Origin of the sequence: Streptomyces fodineus (genome assembly GCF_001735805.1) — a bacterium.
Classification (GTDB): domain Bacteria; phylum Actinomycetota; class Actinomycetes; order Streptomycetales; family Streptomycetaceae; genus Streptomyces; species Streptomyces fodineus.
The window spans coordinates 8,993,770-9,010,306 of record NZ_CP017248.1 but is presented as its reverse complement, the minus strand read 5'-3'; the positions used below and the strand labels follow the sequence as shown (position 1 = coordinate 9,010,306).

Annotated in this window: 15 protein-coding genes and 3 pseudogenes; 8 read left to right on the top strand and 10 right to left on the bottom strand. The window is 72.8% G+C overall.

Annotation, left to right across the window (positions count from 1 at the left end; all coding sequences use genetic code 11):
• Positions 1-80 precede the first annotated feature (80 nt).
• Positions 81-954 (top strand): annotated as a pseudogene (locus BFF78_RS39075) (aminoglycoside phosphotransferase family protein).
• A gap of 13 nt (positions 955-967) precedes the next feature.
• Here the strand turns inward: BFF78_RS39075 and BFF78_RS39070 are convergent.
• Positions 968-1,450 (bottom strand): VOC family protein, encoded by a 483-nt coding sequence (locus BFF78_RS39070; RefSeq protein WP_069784093.1) that lies wholly within the window; start codon positions 1,448-1,450, stop codon positions 968-970.
• 122 nt (positions 1,451-1,572) lie between these two features.
• Here BFF78_RS39070 and BFF78_RS39065 point away from each other — a divergent pair, with 122 nt between their 5' ends.
• Positions 1,573-2,772, top strand: coding sequence for an epoxide hydrolase family protein (locus tag BFF78_RS39065; protein ID WP_069782776.1), 1,200 nt, complete (start codon positions 1,573-1,575; stop codon positions 2,770-2,772).
• A 386-nt stretch (positions 2,773-3,158) separates the two neighbouring features.
• Here the strand turns inward: BFF78_RS39065 and BFF78_RS39060 are convergent, their stop codons facing one another.
• On the bottom strand, positions 3,159-3,548 hold the full coding sequence (locus tag BFF78_RS39060) for a helix-turn-helix domain-containing protein (protein ID WP_069782775.1): 390 nt from the start codon (positions 3,546-3,548) through the stop codon (positions 3,159-3,161).
• Positions 3,549-3,771: 223 nt separating this feature from the next.
• On the opposite strand from BFF78_RS39060, the gene BFF78_RS39055 reads away from it, so the two are divergent.
• A complete protein-coding gene (locus BFF78_RS39055) occupies positions 3,772-4,659 on the top strand; it encodes an RNA polymerase sigma factor SigF (protein WP_069782774.1) in 888 nt (295 codons plus the stop codon).
• A 34-nt stretch (positions 4,660-4,693) separates the two neighbouring features.
• Here the strand turns inward: BFF78_RS39055 and BFF78_RS39050 are convergent, their stop codons facing one another.
• Together BFF78_RS39050 and BFF78_RS48755 are read right to left on the bottom strand one after the other, a co-directional pair.
• A complete protein-coding gene (locus BFF78_RS39050) occupies positions 4,694-5,155 on the bottom strand; it encodes an ATP-binding protein (protein ID WP_069784092.1) in 462 nt (153 codons plus the stop codon).
• Positions 5,156-5,691: 536 nt separating this feature from the next.
• Positions 5,692-6,930, bottom strand: a pseudogene (locus BFF78_RS48755) (DUF6777 domain-containing protein); the annotation flags it as partial.
• Between the two features lie 189 nt (positions 6,931-7,119).
• Between BFF78_RS48755 and BFF78_RS39040 the strand changes: the two are divergent.
• Positions 7,120-8,388 (top strand): streptophobe family protein, encoded by a 1,269-nt coding sequence (locus BFF78_RS39040; RefSeq protein WP_069782772.1) that lies wholly within the window; start codon positions 7,120-7,122, stop codon positions 8,386-8,388.
• Here the strand turns inward: BFF78_RS39040 and BFF78_RS39035 are convergent.
• The 4 genes from BFF78_RS39035 to BFF78_RS39020 all read right to left on the bottom strand — a co-directional run bounded on the left by BFF78_RS39035 (position 8,385) and on the right by BFF78_RS39020 (position 12,800).
• A complete protein-coding gene (locus tag BFF78_RS39035; protein ID WP_069782771.1) occupies positions 8,385-9,395 on the bottom strand; it encodes a serine/threonine-protein kinase in 1,011 nt (336 codons plus the stop codon). The genes BFF78_RS39040 and BFF78_RS39035 overlap by 4 nt on opposite strands.
• On the bottom strand, positions 9,395-9,937 hold the full coding sequence (locus tag BFF78_RS39030) for a hypothetical protein (protein WP_069782770.1): 543 nt from the start codon (positions 9,935-9,937) through the stop codon (positions 9,395-9,397). Before BFF78_RS39030 ends, BFF78_RS39035 begins: the two co-directional genes overlap by 1 nt.
• 38 nt (positions 9,938-9,975) lie before the next feature.
• Positions 9,976-12,315, bottom strand: coding sequence for an ABC transporter ATP-binding protein/permease (locus BFF78_RS39025; RefSeq protein ID WP_069782769.1), 2,340 nt, complete (start codon positions 12,313-12,315; stop codon positions 9,976-9,978).
• Positions 12,316-12,389: 74 nt separating this feature from the next.
• The gene (locus BFF78_RS39020) at positions 12,390-12,800 is read right to left on the bottom strand and encodes a hypothetical protein (RefSeq protein WP_069782768.1); all 411 of its coding nucleotides are present in this window, start codon (positions 12,798-12,800) and stop codon (positions 12,390-12,392) included.
• A gap of 313 nt (positions 12,801-13,113) precedes the next feature.
• On the opposite strand from BFF78_RS39020, the gene BFF78_RS39015 reads away from it, so the two are divergent.
• On the top strand, positions 13,114-13,497 hold the full coding sequence (locus BFF78_RS39015) for a nuclear transport factor 2 family protein (RefSeq protein WP_069782767.1): 384 nt from the start codon (positions 13,114-13,116) through the stop codon (positions 13,495-13,497).
• 89 nt (positions 13,498-13,586) lie between these two features.
• Positions 13,587-13,871: a DUF1905 domain-containing protein gene (locus BFF78_RS39010; protein WP_069782766.1), complete on the top strand. Its 285-nt coding sequence runs from the start codon at positions 13,587-13,589 to the stop codon at positions 13,869-13,871.
• Between the two features lie 84 nt (positions 13,872-13,955).
• Here BFF78_RS39010 and BFF78_RS50325 read toward each other — a convergent pair.
• Positions 13,956-14,116: pseudogene (locus tag BFF78_RS50325) on the bottom strand (AraC family transcriptional regulator); the annotation flags it as partial.
• On the opposite strand from BFF78_RS50325, the gene BFF78_RS46545 reads away from it, so the two are divergent.
• Positions 14,060-14,401: a hypothetical protein gene (locus tag BFF78_RS46545; protein ID WP_069782765.1), complete on the top strand. Its 342-nt coding sequence runs from the start codon at positions 14,060-14,062 to the stop codon at positions 14,399-14,401. The pseudogene BFF78_RS50325 and the gene BFF78_RS46545 sit on opposite strands and share 57 nt — an antisense overlap.
• A gap of 104 nt (positions 14,402-14,505) precedes the next feature.
• Here BFF78_RS46545 and mgrA read toward each other — a convergent pair whose 3' ends face one another.
• The gene (gene mgrA / locus BFF78_RS39000) at positions 14,506-15,498 is read right to left on the bottom strand and encodes an L-glyceraldehyde 3-phosphate reductase (RefSeq protein ID WP_069782764.1); all 993 of its coding nucleotides are present in this window, start codon (positions 15,496-15,498) and stop codon (positions 14,506-14,508) included.
• A 111-nt stretch (positions 15,499-15,609) separates the two neighbouring features.
• Here mgrA and BFF78_RS38995 point away from each other — a divergent pair, with 111 nt between their 5' ends.
• Positions 15,610-16,536 (top strand): LysR family transcriptional regulator, encoded by a 927-nt coding sequence (locus tag BFF78_RS38995; protein ID WP_069782763.1) that lies wholly within the window; start codon positions 15,610-15,612, stop codon positions 16,534-16,536.
• The last annotated feature ends 1 nt before the right edge of the window (position 16,537 follow it).

The window sequence follows — 16,537 nt, the reverse complement described above, 5'->3', positions numbered from 1 at the left end:
GGAAATTCCGTGGACGGCGAGGGCGCCGAGGCGCTGTCATGGGCCCGATGAGCGCCCACGACAGCCGGAATCCGCCGAAGATGCACGCGGACGAGGTCGACCTCGACGCCCCGCTGGTCCAGCACCTGATCGCCCGCCGCTTCCCGCGGTGGGCGGCGCTGCCGGTACGGCGGCTCGCGTCCTCGGGGACCGAGAACGCCATGTTCCGGTTGGGCACCGATCTCTTGGTACGGCTGCCCGGCGGCCCGGCGCCGTACCGGACCTGACGCACGAGCAGCGCTGGCTGCCCCGGCTCGGGCCGCTGCTGCCGGTCGCCGTGCCCGAGCTGGTGGGCACCGGCGAGCCGGACCAGGGCTATCCATGGCCCTGGTCCGTCCACCGCTGGCTGCGAGGGCGCAATCCGGTGGCGGGCGCCGTGCGGGAGCCGGAGCGGCTCGCCGAGGACCTCGCGGCGTTCGTGCGCGCCCTGCGCCGGATCGACCCGCAGGACGGGCCGCCCGGTTACCGGGGCGGCCCCTTGTGGGACCGGGACGAGCCCACCCGCGCGGCCGTCGCCGAGCTGGGCGCGAGGGTCGACGCCGGCGCGGTCACGGCCCTGTGGGAGCGGTCCCTGGGCGCGCCGGAGCACACCGGGCCGCCGGTGTGGGCCCACGGGGACCTCTCCCCCGGGAACGTGCTGGTCGACGGGGGCCGGCTGAGCGCGGTCATCGACTTCGGCTGTGCGGGGGTGGGGGACCCGGCCGTGGATCTGATCGTGGCCTGGAACCTGCTGCCCGCCTCCGTCCGGGACACCTTCCGCAAGGCCGTCGGCGCCGACGACGCGGAGTGGGCGCGGGGCGGGGCTGGGCGCTGTCGATCTCGCTGATCCAGCTGCCGTACTACTGGAACACCAACCCGGCCCTGGCAAAGAACTCCCGGCATGTGATCGCCGAGATCCTCGCCGAGACCGGGTGACGGTGCGGGCCCGCTACTCCCCCGCGTACGCCTTGTCCAGCGCGGCGACGTCCAGCTTGCCCATGCCCATCATGGCCTTCGTGGCGCGGTCGACCTTCTCCCGGTCCGGGTCGTGGATCATGTCGGCGAGCCGGTCGTAGACGACCTGCCAGGAGACGCCGAACCGGTCCTTGAGCCAGCCGCAGGGGCCGCCCTCGCCGCCGTTCTCGGTGAGCCGGGTCCAGTAGTAGTCGATCTCCTCCTGGTCGGCGCACAGGATCTGGAAGGAGATGGCCTCGTTGAACTTGAACTGAGGGCCGCCGTTGAGCGCGACGAACTTCTGGCCGTTGGCCGTGAACTCGACGGTCAGCACGGAGCCCGTCTGACCGAGCCCGGCGTCGGTGTAGTGGCTGACCCGGCCGAGGCTGGAGTTCTTGAAGACCGAGACGTAGAACTCGGCGGCCTCCTCGGCCTGGCCGTCGAACCAGAGACAGGTGGAGAATCCGTCGGTGGTCATGAGTACCTCCTGGGCGGGGAACGCGGTCATCTGTGTCGACCGATCCTCGCGGCGAAACTCATCGGCCGGGCCGCCGAATAATCCGGGCGGGTGAACGGCGTCCACGCCTAGCATCCCGGTTCATGACCTCCGCACCCGCCGAACGCATCGAACCCTTCCGGCTGTCGGTCCCGCAGCGCGACCTCGACGACCTGTACGACCGTCTCGACCGCACCCGCTGGCCGGCCGAGCTCCCCGGATCCGGCTGGGAGTACGGCGTCCCGGCCGGCTGTCTGCGGGAGCTGGTCCGCTACTGGCGGCACGAGTACGACTGGCGTGCCGCCGAGGCCGAGCTGAACCGGTGGCCGCAGTTCACCACGACGATCGACGGTGCGCGGATCCACTTCGCCCACATCCGCTCGCCGGAGCCGGATGCCACGCCCCTGGTGATCACCCATGGCTGGCCAGGGTCGATCGTGGAGTTCCTCGACGTGGTCGGTCCGCTCACCGACCCGGTGGCACACGGCGGTGAGGCGGCCGACGCCTTCCATGTCGTCGTGCCGAGCATCCCCGGCTTCGGGCTGTCCGGGCCCACCACCGAGCGGGGCTGGGAGGCACGCCGGGTGGCCGACGCCTGGGCTCGGCTGATGCGGCGGCTCGGCTACGAGCGGTTCGGGCTGCAGGGCGGCGACTGGGGCGCGGCGATCTCGCGCGAACTGGGCCGCGCGCATCCGGACCGGGTGATCGGCGTCCACCTCAATCTGCTGCCGGGCGCGCAGGCGGCCACCGAGCCGACCGAGGAGGAACTGGCCGTGCTCGATCCCGAGGACCGGGAGCGGACGCTGCGGTCCTGGCGCCGGTGGGACGAGTGGTCCCGCGAGGGCACCGGGTACGCGGTCCTGCAGTCCACCCGTCCGCACACCCTCGCCTACGCCCTGACGGACTCGCCCGTCGGTCAACTCGCCTGGATCATCGAGAAGTTCCGCGAGTGGACGGACTCCGCGGACCTGCCGGAGGAGGCGATCGACCGGGACCGGCTGCTCACCAACGTGATGCTGTACTGGCTGACCGGTACGGCCGGTTCGTCCGCCCGCATCTACTACGAGCGGGCCCACGCCACCGGCACCGACACCGCCCGGCCCTCCGAGCCGTCGACCGCCCCGAGCGCCCTGGCCGTGTTCCCGGCCGACCCTCAGCTCCCGCTGCGGCACAAGGCCGAGCGGACCGAAAACCTCGTGCGCTGGACGGAGTTCGACACGGGCGGCCACTTCGCGGCCATGGAGGAGCCGGACCTGCTGATCGCCGACGTCCGGGCGTTCTTCCGGGAGCTGCGGGAGAAGTGACACGGGCCAGGGGCCGGCCGGTCGGGTTGGGCCCTTTGCGGGGCAGGCGGCCCGGCGGGCGTGTTGCGGGACCGGCGGGGCCGGGCCACCGGGCGGAAGGCCGTGCGGGGCCGCGATGCGGGCCCACCTCCGGACGGAGCGCCTCGCGGACCGGCGAGGAACAGGCAGCCACGCGCAGGGCCTTGCGGGGGCCGGTGGAGCTCAGGCCACCGGGGCGGGCCCCCTGGAGGCCGGCGGGCAGCCAAGGGCAGAGCTCCCTCCCATGTACAGGGCCCGGTGCGGCTCAAGCCGTCAGGTCCGGGGGGCGGGCCGGCAGGCGGCCGGAGAGGTCCTTGGCCGGGTCCCGTCCTGGTGCGGGCGGCCTGGGCCGGCGGCCCCGCTGGTGTTCAGGCGGCCAGGGAGAGCGCGTTGTAGGGGCGGTGGGGAGCCGGTCGGCGGGGTGTGCTCGTGCGACGGGTGAGCTCTGATCGGGTCAGTGACAGCAGGTCGCCGAGGCCCAGGCCGAGGGCGTGGGCCGCGGCGGCGAGAACCTCCGAGGAGGCCTCCTTGCGGCCGCGCTCGATCTCGGAGAGGTAGGGCAGCGAGATCCTGGCCGCGTCGGCCACGTCCTTGAGGGTGCGGTCCTGTGCCCGCCGCTCGCGGCGCAGCACCTCGCCGACCAGATCGCGCCACAGCGGCTCCCTCTCCTGCGCGGGCTCGGACACGGGCCGCGCCGGACGGGCGGGCACCGGTCGCAGGGGGATCACTCGGGCTTCGTCGCTCACCTGGTTGCTCACCCCCGCAAGCCTAGGAGCCGAGCGGCGGAGAACAAGGGCCCGGCATTGCGCCGTGAAAGAAACCACCGCCCAGCCGCGCATGCATGCGTCGCGTGACCGGGGGTACCCGGCCCGTAGGCGTTACCGCACAGACGCATGAAAAGCTGAATTCGGGGTAATACGGACAAACGCATGAAGTGGCCGCCGAGGCAATCGGAGAACCGTGACTTTCATGGGAGAGGCAATGCACACCGCCGTGATCCGGCCGGACACAGAGGTCGCCGAGTGGACCGAGCAGGACAGGACGGGCGTGGGATCCCTGCCCAGTATCGCGGACCCGGCGTCCGTCGCACCACGTGACGCGCGGGAGCTGTCCCGCCAGTTCTTCCGCCGGCTGACCGAGCTGGAGGAGGGCACGCACGCGTACCAGTACGCGCGCAACACCCTCATCGAGATGAACATGTCGCTGGTGCGGTTCGCCGCCGGACGGTTCCGTGGCCGCGGCGACGACATGGAGGACATCGTCCAGACCGGCATGATCGGCCTGATCAAGGCCATCGACCGGTTCGAGCTGGCCCGCGAGGTGGAGTTCACCTCCTTCGCGCTGCCGTACATCGTCGGCGAGATCAAACGGTTCTTCCGTGACACCACCTGGGCGGTGCACGTCCCGCGCCGGCTCCAGGAGCTGCGGGTGGAGCTGGCCAAGGCCCGCGAGGAGCTGTCCAGCCGGCTGGACCGGGACCCGACGGTGGCCGAGCTGGCGACGCTGATGAACATCTCCGCGGACGAGGTCGTCGAGGCCCAGCTCGCCTCGAACGGGTACAACTCCGCCTCCCTCGACGCCGCGTTCACCGGTGACGGCCCGGACGGCGGCGAGGCGGTACTCGCCGACTTCATCGGCGTGGAGGAGGAAGGGCTGCGGCTCGTCGAGGACTTCCACGCGCTGGCACCGCTGATGGCCGAACTCAGCGACCGGGACCGGCAGATCATCCATCTGCGGTTCGTCGAGGAAGCCACTCAGGCGGAGATCGGGGAACGGCTCGGCTGCTCCCAGATGCATGTGTCCCGGCTGATCAAGCGGATCATCGCCCGGCTGCGCCAGGGGATGCTCGGCGAGCTCGACTGCGCCTGAGGCGACGCTGAAGTGACCCTCGCGCGGCGGCGCGTCAGCCGCCTGACTGATCCAGTTCGAAGCGGGCGCGCACCCGCTTGCCGACGGGCACGCGCTCCGCGGTGACCTCCGAGGCCAGGGCGTACACGATCTCCATGCCGTGCCGTCCGACGCGCTCGGGGTCCCTGGGGTAGCGGCGCGGCAGGGCGGAGCTGCTGTCGTAGACACACACCGTGACGGAGTTTTCCCTGCCTTCCAGTTCCAGGATGTACGGACCGCTGCTGTGCCGGTCGGCGTTGGTGACGAGTTCGCTCACGAGCAGCAGCAGCTCGCCGTCGGCGCGGCGGTCGGCGGTGGCGCACCACTCGGTTCGCAGCTGCTCCAGGAACCGGGACGCGAAGGCGCGCGCCTCGGCGATGCAACCGGGCTCTCCGGTGTAGTGCGCCGCGCGTCTCAACGGTTCCACGGGTACGTCGAAACCAGTCGATATCACTGCCCCGCCCAGGTGCTTGGTCATGCTGTCTCTCTCGGGAAACCCGGTCCTGCCGGTCGCCTGCTGCATCTGTCCTCTTACCCCGAGCCGGGCTCACCAGTCCCCCCACACCGGCCGCCGGGCGGGCACAGTGGCGATCGTCACGGTGCCCGCCCGGCCCGCCGGGCCACGACCGCTCACGTCGGGGGCGGGCCTTGCGTTTCCTGGGCGGGCGGGCCTTGCGTTCCCTGGGGCGGGCCCTGCGTTCCCTGGGGCGGGCCCTGCGTTCCCTGCTGGGTGAGCGCGACCGACGGCTCTCCGGGCGTGCCGGGGGTCGCCGGGCCGGGAACGGAATTCCCCGAGGACGGCGTCGCGGCGGGGGCCGTCTCGGTCGTCTGCTGCTGCGACGACGGCTGCTCGGTCGACGGAGGCCCTGCGGACGGAGACGCTGCCGACGGAGACACCGGCGCTGCGGAGGACGGCGCGGTCGGCGACGACTTCGAGGACGGCGGCGCTGACGGCGTCGTCGCCGACGGCGAGGACGACTTCGACGGCGAGGACGACGGCGAGGTCGACGGCGACTTCGACGGCGAGGACGACGGCGAGGTCGACGGCGACTTCGACGGCGAGGACGACGGCGAGGACGAGGACGGCGACGGCGACTTCGACGGCGAGGACGACGGCGAGGACGAGGACGGCGACGGCGACGAACTCGACGGCGACGGCGAGGTGGACTTGGAAGGCGAGGTGGAGGACGACGGGGACGACGAGATCGACGAGGACGGACTCGAGGAGGACGGCTTCGACGGGCTCGGCTTGCCCGGCGTGGAGTGGCAGGGCAGCGGCGGCTCGCCCGGCTTCCAGGTCGTACCCGGCGGGCACGGCGGAGGCGGGTTCCACGGGTGCGGGAACTGGGGCGGCTTGGCGTGCCGGTCGTGCCGGCAGTCGTGGTCGCCGCGCTGACGGTGGATCCAGTTGTTGTGGTGGTGGTCGTAGAGCACGAAGACGTTGACGACCGTCGGCGCGGGGGTCACCACGACCACGCTCGAGGGCCGGTACGCCGACCAGCGGGGGCCGACCAGCCTCGGCGCGGTCTGCTGGGCGACCGGCGGGACCAGCGGGTTGCCGCAGGCGCAGCGCACGCGGGGAACGCCATGACTGTCGACCAGCACGGCGGTGCCCGCCTGGAGCACCGACTGGTAGGCGGTGGGTGCGCCGTTGCGGTAGCCGTGGTTGGTGACCCGGGTGTCGACGCGCAGTTGGACCGGGGTCAGCGAGCGCAGGTAGGCGGGGACGCCGGAGGGCTGAACGCCGACCACGGAGGCGAAGGCCCTCTCCTTGTTCGGGTCGGCCTGGAGGAACTTGATCTGCTCCTCGACGTCGCAGGCGGGAGTGCGATTGGTACCGCCGTACAGGCCGGGCGCTCCGCCGTCCACTCCCTGCACGGCGTTGGTCGTGCCGGAGGGCGCGGTGGAGGCCGGGGGCGGGGGCGGGGCGGAACTCTGCTGCGCGCTCGACTGGGTGAACGGGTCCTGGCCGGTGCTGCTCGCGGACTGCAGGAAGACCTCGCCGCCCTTGGCTGAGGGGCTGCCACCCGGTCGGGTGAAGACCACCGCGAGGGCCACGGCGGCCACGATGGCGGCGGTGAGGGTTGCCACCCGCGGTACGGACTTCCACCACGGCCCCTGCGGGCCCTTGGATCCGGCGCCGCCGCCCGGCGGTTGGGCGGGCGGTGGTCCGGAGGGGGGCCGGGAGGAGCCGGACAGCGGGCCGGAGGGCGGCCCGGTCGGGCGGCCGGAAGACGGAGGTTCGGCGCTCACGAGCACTTCTTTCCGTCGCGATCGTCGCGATACGCGGCGCGATGCGCGGCTTCTCTCAGTCAAACCGTTTTGCGTGCATTTGCCAGCACTTTGATCCCATTGTGTGTCGCAGTGTGGTGGGACTCGCAAGCCGACGCGGACGGACCACTCGGCAGGCGGGGTGCCCGGCCGCTGCTTAGCGTGTCAACCGTGAGCGCTCCAACCGTCTCCGCACGGCCCGCCTCCCGCCACGGCTGGGCACACGCCGTGGCCGCGGTGCTGACCGGGCTGGCCGTCATGGTGCTGGTGGCGGCGCTGGGGCTGTGGGCGGCCGGAGCGGCGGACCTGCCGGACGGCGCGTTCCCACGGGTGGTTGCCGCGACGCTGGTCACGGCGGTCGGCGGCAGCGTGGAACTCTCCGGCAACGCGGGTGCGTTGGCGCAGACACACGCCGGGCTCACCGTGATCCCGCTGTCGGTGACCCTCGCCGGTGCCCTGGTGACCGGCGCCGGCTTTCTGCGCCCGCTGCGGCACCGGGCGGTCGCCTCGGCCGGGGAACTGGCCGGATGGGCCGCCCGGATCGCGCTGCTGTGGCTGCTCGCGCTGATCGGGCTCGCCTTCGCCGCCCGGCAGACCTTCGCGGTGGACCTGGGCAGCGGCACGCTCAGCGACCTGACCGGGCTGTTCGAGGCGGCGCCGAAGGTGGGGTTCACCACGGACGTGCCGCTGACCGTGCTGTTCGGGCTGCTGTGGCTGGCCGGAGTGCTGCTGCTGGCGCTGCTGGTCGCGCCCGGGGCGCCGCTGCCGGGGCGGCTGCTGCGGTTCCAGGAGACCGTGCGTCCCGCGGCGCACGCGATGGTGGTCCTGCTGCTCGCGTACGCCGTGGTCGGCCTGGTCATCGCGCTCATCACGGCCGCCACCCGCGGGCACGCCTCGGCGAACTTCGCGCTGATTCTGCTCGGCCTGCCCAATCTGGCCTGGCTGGCCCTCACCATCGGCATGGGAGCGACCTGGAACGGCCGCGTGGACGGCCCGTTCGGCCTGCCGATGCCGCATGTCCTGGACGCGATCCTGCGCACCCCGGACGTCTCCGCGCTGAACCTGCGCTCGCTCACCGACCACGACGGCCGGTGGTGGTGGCTGGTGGCCCTGGACGCGATCCTGCTGCTGGCCGTGGCCTTCCGGATGGCGGCCTGTTCACCGGTCCGGATCCGCCTGTGGCAGCACGCCGTGCATCTGGGCGTGGCGTTGGCCCTCACGGTCCTGATGATCTGCCTGACGGGCCGTATCTCCGCGCACTACGGCCTCTCCCTGCTCGGCATCGGCGACCTGGGCGGCGGGCTGTCCGGGGAACTGTTCCTCAGGCCCCAGCTGTGGCGGACGGTGGGCCTGGGTGCGCTGTGGGGCCTGGTCGCCGGCTTCCTGGGCGGACTGCTGGCCCGCCCTGTGCACCGGCGCGGCGAGGTCGGCGGGCCTTAGGGCATCTCTTGCGCGGGCCCCAGTCCCGGAACAACCGGCTCGGCCCAGTGCGGGGGACCCGGGACCTTGGTCGTGTGGTCCGTCTCCGTGTCGGGCTCCGTCGCCGGGTGGGGTTCGGGCGGGCCGGGGGTGGGCTCCGTGGCGCTCCGCAGGGCGGCGACGAACGCGAGGCAGGTGTCGTAGCGGGCGTCGGGGCTCTTGGCGAGGGCCTTGGCGAAGACCGGGTCGACGGCCGGGGCGAGGCCGGGGCAGGTCTCGCTCGGCGGGGGCGGGTCGTCGTACTGGTGGGCCCAGAGCAGGGCCATGTCGTCGTCGCGCAGGAACGGCGGGCGTCCGGCCAGGGTCTCGTACACGACGCAGGCCAGGCCGTAGACGTCGCAGCGGCCGTCGACCGGGCGGCCGGAGATCTGCTCGGGGGCCACGTAGTCGAGGGTGCCGACGAACTGGCCGACGCTGGTGAAGCCGGTCAGGGAGAGCGACTTCTTGGTGAGCCCGAAGTCGGTGAGGTACACGTGCTCGGGGTGGTCGCTGTCGATGCCCTCGGCGACCAGGATGTTGCCGGGCTTGACGTCCCGGTGCACCAGCCCGTGCTCGTGGGCGGCGTCGAGGGCGGAGGCCACCTGCCCGGCGATCCGCACGGCGTCGGGCAACGGCAGCGGTCCGCGCAGGTCGAGGAGATGGCGCAGGTCGCTGCCGGAGACGTGACGCATGGCGATGTAGAGCACGCCGTCGGTCTCGCCGGCCTCGAAGACCGGCACGATGTGCGGGTGGTCGATCGCCGCGGCCACCTGCGACTCGTGGGTGAAGCGCTTGCGGAAGGTGTCGTTGCGGGCGAGTTCGGGGGCGAGCAGCTTGAGGGCGACCGTGCGGTCCAGGCGCAGGTCGCGGGCGCGGTAGACGACGGCCATGCCGCCACGCCCGATCTCGCTCTCGATCAGGTAGCTCGCGATCTTCCGGCCGATCAGTTCCGAGGGCCGGCCGGAGAACAGGCTGGTCTCGCGTGCCATCAGCGCTCACCCTCGGGCGCGGCCATCCGGGTCGGGGCGTGCCCGGCGTCCTCGTCGCCGGTGACCTCCCGGTCGGTGGCGTAGGTGGTCAGCCGCCGTCCGTCGCCGTAGACCCAGCGGCCCTCCTCGGCGTCGTACAGCCACATCGACTCCCCGTCGACCACGATCCCGATCCTGAGGCCCCGGGTGCGGTCCTCGAAGTCCTCCCCGTCCAGGGCGCCGGCCGCCCGCTCCTGCACCGCGGACCGGTAGTCGGCCAGGTCCTGTTCGGCGCGGCCCAGCAGGGGCAGCGGATCTCCGGTGCCGGCCGGGCCCTCCACGGCGGGCGGGTCCTCGGGTACGGCCACGAGCCGGCGGCCGTCGACCCAGGCGCCCCAGCTGTTGGAACAGCGGACGTACGCCCAGTCCCCGCGCCGCTCCACGAGCTCGACCGGCAGCAGCCCGTCGAGGGGCGTGGTGGGCCGCGCGGGGTCGGGGGCCTCCCAGGCGGGCATGCCCCGCCGCGGCACGACGTGCGTGGGCCGGAATCCGGGACTGGTCATCGGGGCGCCTGCTTCCGCGTGTGTGCCATCGCGTTCACCTACTTCCGCATCACGGCGGGCTCGTGCCGGCGCAGCAGCCGGGCGACCGCGAGCCCGTAGAGGACGCAGAGCACCACCAGCATGGCCACGTTGAGCAGCCAGACGCCCGTCGAGTGCCGGAAGAGGGGGTCGGCGGTCAGCGGGCCGGGCACGATCCGGGACAGCCCGACCGTGCCGGCCATGGCGCCGAGCGCCCAGCGGGAGGGCACGAGCCAGGACAGCTGTTCCAGGCCCGGTACACCGCTGAGCGGGAGCAGGGCTCCGCAGAAGACGACCTGGACGATGGCGAGCAGCACCAGCAGCGGCATCGTCACCTCCTCCTTGCGCACCAGTGCGGAGACCAGCAGGCCCAGCATCATCGCCGTGAGCGCGAGCAGGGCGACGGCCGGCGCGATCTCGGCGAGCGGCGGCAGCAGGACACCCTTGCCGCCGGGGGTGTCCAGGTCGACGCCGAGGAGGGCGACGAGGGTGAGGACGACCGCCTGGACGACGCTGATCGTGCCGAGCACCACCACCTTGGACATCAGATAGGCCGACCGGGGCAGGCCGACGGCGCGTTCGCGCTGGTAGACGACGCGTTCCTTGACGAGTTCGCGCACCGCGTTGGCGGCTCCGGTCAGCACGGCGCCGACGCACAGGATGAGCAGCGCGTTCATCGCCGTGTCGCGGGCGAACCGGCCGCCGGCCAGGGCGCGGCCCATGGCACCCATGACGAAGGGCAGGGCGATCATGACCAGCAGGAAGGTGCGGTCGGCGCTGAGGACGGCCGTGTAGCGGCGGACCAGGGTGCCGAGCTGGGCGCCCCAGCGGCGGGGGCGGGGCGGCGGGGCCCGGGTGACGGGGGCCGGGCCGGGGTGGTGGGGCTGGCTGGTGGCCTCGGTGACGTAGTGCCGGTGGAACGGGGACTCGCGGTACTCGCTCGCCCAGTCGCGCTCCGGGTCGCGGTCGAAGGCCTCGAAGGCCTCCGGCCACTGTTCGAAGCCGAAGAAGGCGAGGGCGTCGTCGGGCGGCCCGTAGTAGGCCACCCTGCCGCCGGGGGCGAGCACCAGGAGGCGGTCGCAGACGCCGAGGCTGAGGACGCTGTGGGTGACCACGATGACGGTGTGGCCGTCGTCGGCGAGGCCGCGCAGCATGGTCATCACCGACCGGTCCATGCCGGGATCGAGGCCGGAGGTCGGCTCGTCCAGGAAGAGCAGCGAGGGTTTGGTGAGCAGTTCCAGGGCCACGCTGACCCGCTTGCGCTGCCCGCCGGAGAGGCTGTGCACGGGCTGGTCGGCGCGCTGTTCGAGGCCGAGTTCCCGGATGACCTCGGCGACCCGGGCGAGCCGCTCGGCCCGGGCCGTGTCCTCGGGGAAGCGGAGCTCGGCGGCGTAGGACAGGGCGGCGCGCACGGTGAGCTGGAGGTGCAGGATGTCGTCCTGCGGGACCAGACCGATGCGCTGGCGCAGTTCGGCGTAGTCGCGGTAGAGGTCGCGGCCGTCGTACAGGACGGTGCCGCGGTCGGCGGGCCGCTGCCCGGTCAGGGCGCCCAGCAGCGTGGACTTGCCGGAGCCGCTCGGTCCGACCACCGCGAGCAGGCACTTCTCCCCCACCGGGAAGGACACGTCGTCGAGGAGCACCTTGCTCCTGCGGTCGACGACGACGGTGAGGTCCTGGACGTCCAGGGAGACCTCGCCGGTGTCGACGTACTCCTGGAGTTCGTCGCCGACCAGGCAGAACGCAAAGTGGCCGATGCCCACGATGTCGCCCAGGCCGACGGGCGCGCGGGAGACGGGCCGGCCGTTGAGGTAGGTGCCGTTGTGGCTGCCGAGGTCGACGATCTCGTACGTGCCGTCGGCGTGGGCGCGCAGTTCGGCGTGGCGGCGGGAGACGATCAGGTCGTCCACCACGAGGTCGTTGTCGGCGGCCCGGCCGATGCGGACCGTGCGCGTGGGCAGCGGGCGGACGCTGGAGGGCCGGCGGAAGGTGCCGGTCAGCAGGGGCAGCGACACCGCGGAGGGGCGGTCGGGGACGGGGCGCGGGGCGCCGGCGAGGACCGCGCGGGGGCCGTCGACGGGGTTGCCGAAGCGGATCACGCTGCCGGGGCGCACGCCCCACTCGGCGATCCTGCGGCCGTCGGCATAGGTGCCGTTGGTGCTGTGCCGGTCCGTCACGGTCCAGCGATCACGGTCGCAGCGCAGCACGGCGTGGTGCCATGAGACCCGGGCATCGTCGAGGACGATGTCGCTCAACGGGTCGCGTCCGACGTGGTACTCGTGGCCCGGGCTCATCACCGTGGAACCCGCGTCCGTCTCCAGGACGAGTTCGGGCGCCGCCGGGGCGACCGGCCGCTCCGCCATGGCCAGAATTCTACCGATTCGCTCACATGTGCGCCTGGTGTCGGGAGGCGGCGCCGCCGACGAACGGACACGTGTCAGGCGACGGGCACGACGAGCGCCGGCAGGGTGCGCTGCATCCGCAGCGCGTCGACGGACTCGGCGAGCAGTTCGTACTCGGTGGTGTCGTCGCTGGCGGCGATCCGCACCAGCCGTCCGCCGGACAGCTCGTCGGCCACCAGCTCCTGCCGGACGGCGTCGGCGCACCAGGCGCGCAGCAGGGTGGGCACGTCGGCCACCGTGTCCGCGACCGGCACCAGCGCGCCCGCCGGGAAGGCGGCGTCCCCCGGGCTCGGGTCCAGGCGCTCGGCGATCCATGACGCCCGGTCGCGCAGCCACCACAGGGCCAGGGCCAGCGTCGGCGCGCGGTAGGTGCCGAGCGGTACCCCGATGCGCCGGCCGTCGCACATGCCGTACGCCGTGACATGGCACAGGAATTCGTCGTGCACGTCCCACTCCCCCGTCGCCTCGCTGGTTGCCGGCCCGGCCCTCGCTCTCCGTGCGGCTCCTGTGCGGTGAAGTGCCCCTGACGTTCGAGTATCGCCACTCCTGAAACGCTGTCACCATGCCTTTCCGGCCACTCTGTTGGCATATCCACCATCGTTTCTGGCCGGAATACGCCCGCGCGTGCGGGTCCTTCGGCATTACCAGGCAGGTAATCGACCCGGCCCCCGGCTCCCCGGCATGGTGGTCACACCGGATCGGCGAAGCCCCGGATCCGGCTCCGACCAGCAGTGACGACTCGATGGAGGCTGATCCGCCATGTCCGTGAACACCGACCGTTACGAGACCGCCGCCGCCCGTTACTTCGAGGCCTGGAACGCCACCGAGCCGGAGGCACTGAAGAATGCGGTCGCCGCCGCGTGGGCCGTGGACGGCGGCTACACCGACCCGCTCGCCGAGGTCCGCGGCCACGAGGGCATCGCGGCCGTGATCGCGGCGGCCCACGAGCAGTTCCCGGGTTTCGTTTTCCGGCCGCTCGGCGCCGTGGACGGCCACCACGACACCGCGCGCTTCGGCTGGGAGCTGGTGAGCGAGGCCGACAGCTCGGCGCCGGTCGCCGGGTTCGACGTGGTCACACTGGACGACGAGGGCCGCATCCGGCAGGTGCTGGGCTTTCTCGACCGGGTCCCGGCGGGTGCCTGACACCGCCTGGCCGCGATGAGTTCCGCCGCGCACGGCGGTCTGTCCTGACGAACGATGCCCTGACAGCACACCGCGCACGGAGGAACACCATGCGGACGAGCAGCCCGGTGGACGCGGAATTCACCGCGGTCCTTCACAAGAGTCCGGAGGCCGGCGGCTGGACCTACGTGGTCTGGCCGCACTCGGCCGAGTTCTTCGGCACCCGCGGCCTGGTCAAGGTCCGCGGCACGGTCGACGGCCACCCCTTCCGGAGTTCGTTCATGGCCCTGGGCGACGGCAGGCACAAGCTGCCCGTGAAGGCGGACATCCGCAAGGCGATCGGCAAGGAGGAGGGCGACACCGTGACCGTGCACCTGCGGGAACGGCTCGGCTGACGCCGCGCCCGCACGCACGGCTCAGCTCGTGACCGTCTCCCGGTGGCGCCGGGGTGCGACGCCGGCGGTGCGACACGGCCGGGGGGGCGGCACACCCGCGGCCTGGCGGAAGCGGACGGCGAAGGTGCTCCGGGACATCGCGGCGGCCCGCGCCGGTTCCGCCGGCTGCCAGGAGTGGCCCGGCTCGCGTGCATCAGGCGCGGGGCGGCGGCCGACCGCTCGTCCGCCGGCGCGGCTGCGGCGCCTCGGCGGCGCCGGAGCGCACATGGACCGGCTCGGACAGGGCGGGCCCGCCGCGGCAGATCGCCGCTGGCCCGGCCGAGGTCCTGCTGCCGACGATGCTGCGCGCCTTCGTCGACGAGCCCGCCGCCCGCGCCTGCGGATGTCCGATGCCCCGCTGCACCACCTGCACGGGCCGGCCGAAGCCGCCGCCGGCCGATGGCCTCGCCGAGATCGGCGGGCAAGGTCTCGCCACTGCTGAAGACGCGGCGCGGGCTCGGCCGGAGATGTCCCCGCCGACGTCGCCGTGATGCCCAGCGGGGCGTTCTCAGCCCTTCACGACTGCTGAAGACGCGGCGCGGGCTCGGCCGGAAATGTGCCCGCCGACGTCGCCGTGGTGCCCCGCGGGGCGTTCTCAGCCCTTCACGATCGCGTCGATCCGCGCCAGTTCCCCGGCGTCGAAGTGCAGGTTGCGGATGGTGCCCACGCTGTCCTCGAGCTGCTGCGGGCTGCTCGCGCCGACCAGCGCGGAGGTGACCCGGCCGCCGCGCAGCACCCAGGCCAGGGCCAGCTGGGCCAGGGTCTGGCCGCGGGACTTGGCGATCTCGTCGAGGGCGCGCAGGCGCGCGACGAGGTCCTCGGTGACCGCGTCCGAGTTCAGGAAGGGGCTGTCGCTCGCGGCGCGGGAGTCCTCCGGGATGCCGTCCAGGTAGCGGCCCGTGAGCAGGCCCTGCTCCAGCGGGGAGTAGACGATGGAGCCGGCCTGGAGTTCGTCCAGGGCGTCCAGCAGGCCCTCGTCCTCGGGGCGCCGGTCGAGCATCGAGTAGCGGGGCTGGTGGATGAGGAGCGGGGTGCCGAGGTCGGCGAGGATGCGGGCGGCCTCGCGGGTCTGCTCCGCCGAGTAGTTGGAGACGCCGGCGTACAGCGCCTTGCCCTGCCGCACCGCGGTGTGCAGCGCGCCCATCGTCTCCTCCAGCGGAGTGTCCGGGTCGGGACGGTGGGAGTAGAAGATGTCGACGTAGTCCAGGCCCAGCCGCGTCAGGCTCTGGTCGAGCGAGGACAGCAGGTACTTGCGCGAGCCCCATTCGCCGTACGGGCCGGGCCACATGAGGTAGCCGGCCTTGGTGGAGATGATCAGCTCGTCGCGGTACGGCCCGAAGTCCGCCTTGAGAGCCTCGCCGAGCGCGGACTCGGCGGCGCCGGGTGGCGGGCCGTAGTTGTTGGCGAGGTCGAAGTGGGTGACGCCGAGGTCGAAGGCGCGGCGCAGGATGGCCCGCTGGGTCTCGGCGGGCCGGTCCGGGCCGAAGTTGTGCCACAGGCCGAGGGACAGCGCGGGGAGCTTCAGCCCGCTGCGTCCGGTGCGCCGGTAGGGCATGTCGGCGTAGCGGTCGGGGTGTGCGGTGTACAACGCGACTCCAGAGGGGTTGGCACACGATCTACCGGTGCCACTCTCGCGCGAGCCGCAGGCAGCGGTCCAACAGGAGAATCCGATGGAATTCAGCGGCTAGGCTTCTCAATCATGGAACTGCGCCATCTCCAGCACTTCGTCGCCGTGGCCGAGGACCAGCACTTCACCCGGGCCGCGGAACGCCTGATGGTGTCCCAGTCGGGTCTTTCGGCGTCCATCCGGGCGCTGGAGCGGGAGCTGCGGGCGCCGTTGTTCGTGCGCACCACCCGGCGGGTGACGCTCACCGAGGCGGGGCGGGCGCTGCTGGTGGAGGCCGAGCGGATCCTGGCGCAGGTGCGTGCGGCGCACGAGGCGGTGGCGGCGGTGCAGGGCGTACTGCGCGGCACGCTGGCGCTGGGCACCGAGCAGTGCATCGCCGGGGTCCATGTGGCCCGGATGCTGGCCGCGTTCCGGGGACGGCATCCGGATGTGGAGATCAGGCTGCGGCAGGCCGGTTCGGGCGCGCTGGCCGAGGAGGTCGGGGCCGGCCGGCTGGACCTCGCCTTCGCGTACCGCACCCAGGCGGACAGCGACCAGCTGCGGTCGGTATCGCTGACCAGCGAGCCGATGACCGTGCTGTGCCATCCCGGCCACCGGCCGGCCTCGGCCGGCGCGGTGCTGACCCCCCGGGACCTGGCCGGTGAGGTCTTCGTGGACTTCCACCCGGACTGGGGCCCGCGGCGCACCACCGACGCCGCGTTCGCCGCGGCCGGTGTCCGGCGCACGGTCGCGCTGGAGGTCAACGACGTGCACAGCCTGCTGGACCTGGTGGACGAGAACCTGGGGATCGCGGTCGTACCCCGGCACTTCCGGCACAAGCGGCCCTCGCTCACGGCGCTGCCGCTGAAGGGCACGGGCGAGGCGCAGTACGAGACCGTGGCCCTGCTGCCGCCGGACCGTGCCACCAGCCCCGCCGCCCGGGCGCTCGTCGCCCTCCTGGAAACAGGGGGCGGGACAGGGGACCTGACACCACCCCAGGAGGGGTCCCAGGCCTCCTGAT

Excerpts from the sequence above, each read along its gene's own strand:
- BFF78_RS39010 (WP_069782766.1), top strand. The coding sequence starts at position 13,587 with ATGCGGACGAGCAGCCCGGTGGACGCGGAATTCACCGCGGTCCTTCAC.
- BFF78_RS39055 (WP_069782774.1), top strand. The coding sequence starts at position 3,772 with ATGCACACCGCCGTGATCCGGCCGGACACAGAGGTCGCCGAGTGGACC.
- BFF78_RS39025 (WP_069782769.1), bottom strand. The coding sequence starts at position 12,315 with ATGGCGGAGCGGCCGGTCGCCCCGGCGGCGCCCGAACTCGTCCTGGAG.
- BFF78_RS39050 (WP_069784092.1), bottom strand. The coding sequence starts at position 5,155 with ATGACCAAGCACCTGGGCGGGGCAGTGATATCGACTGGTTTCGACGTA.
- BFF78_RS39030 (WP_069782770.1), bottom strand. The coding sequence starts at position 9,937 with ATGACCAGTCCCGGATTCCGGCCCACGCACGTCGTGCCGCGGCGGGGC.
- BFF78_RS39035 (WP_069782771.1), bottom strand. The coding sequence starts at position 9,395 with ATGGCACGCGAGACCAGCCTGTTCTCCGGCCGGCCCTCGGAACTGATC.
- BFF78_RS38995 (WP_069782763.1), top strand. The coding sequence starts at position 15,610 with ATGGAACTGCGCCATCTCCAGCACTTCGTCGCCGTGGCCGAGGACCAG.
- BFF78_RS39070 (WP_069784093.1), bottom strand. The coding sequence starts at position 1,450 with ATGACCACCGACGGATTCTCCACCTGTCTCTGGTTCGACGGCCAGGCC.
- BFF78_RS39065 (WP_069782776.1), top strand. The coding sequence starts at position 1,573 with ATGACCTCCGCACCCGCCGAACGCATCGAACCCTTCCGGCTGTCGGTC.
- BFF78_RS39015 (WP_069782767.1), top strand. The coding sequence starts at position 13,114 with ATGTCCGTGAACACCGACCGTTACGAGACCGCCGCCGCCCGTTACTTC.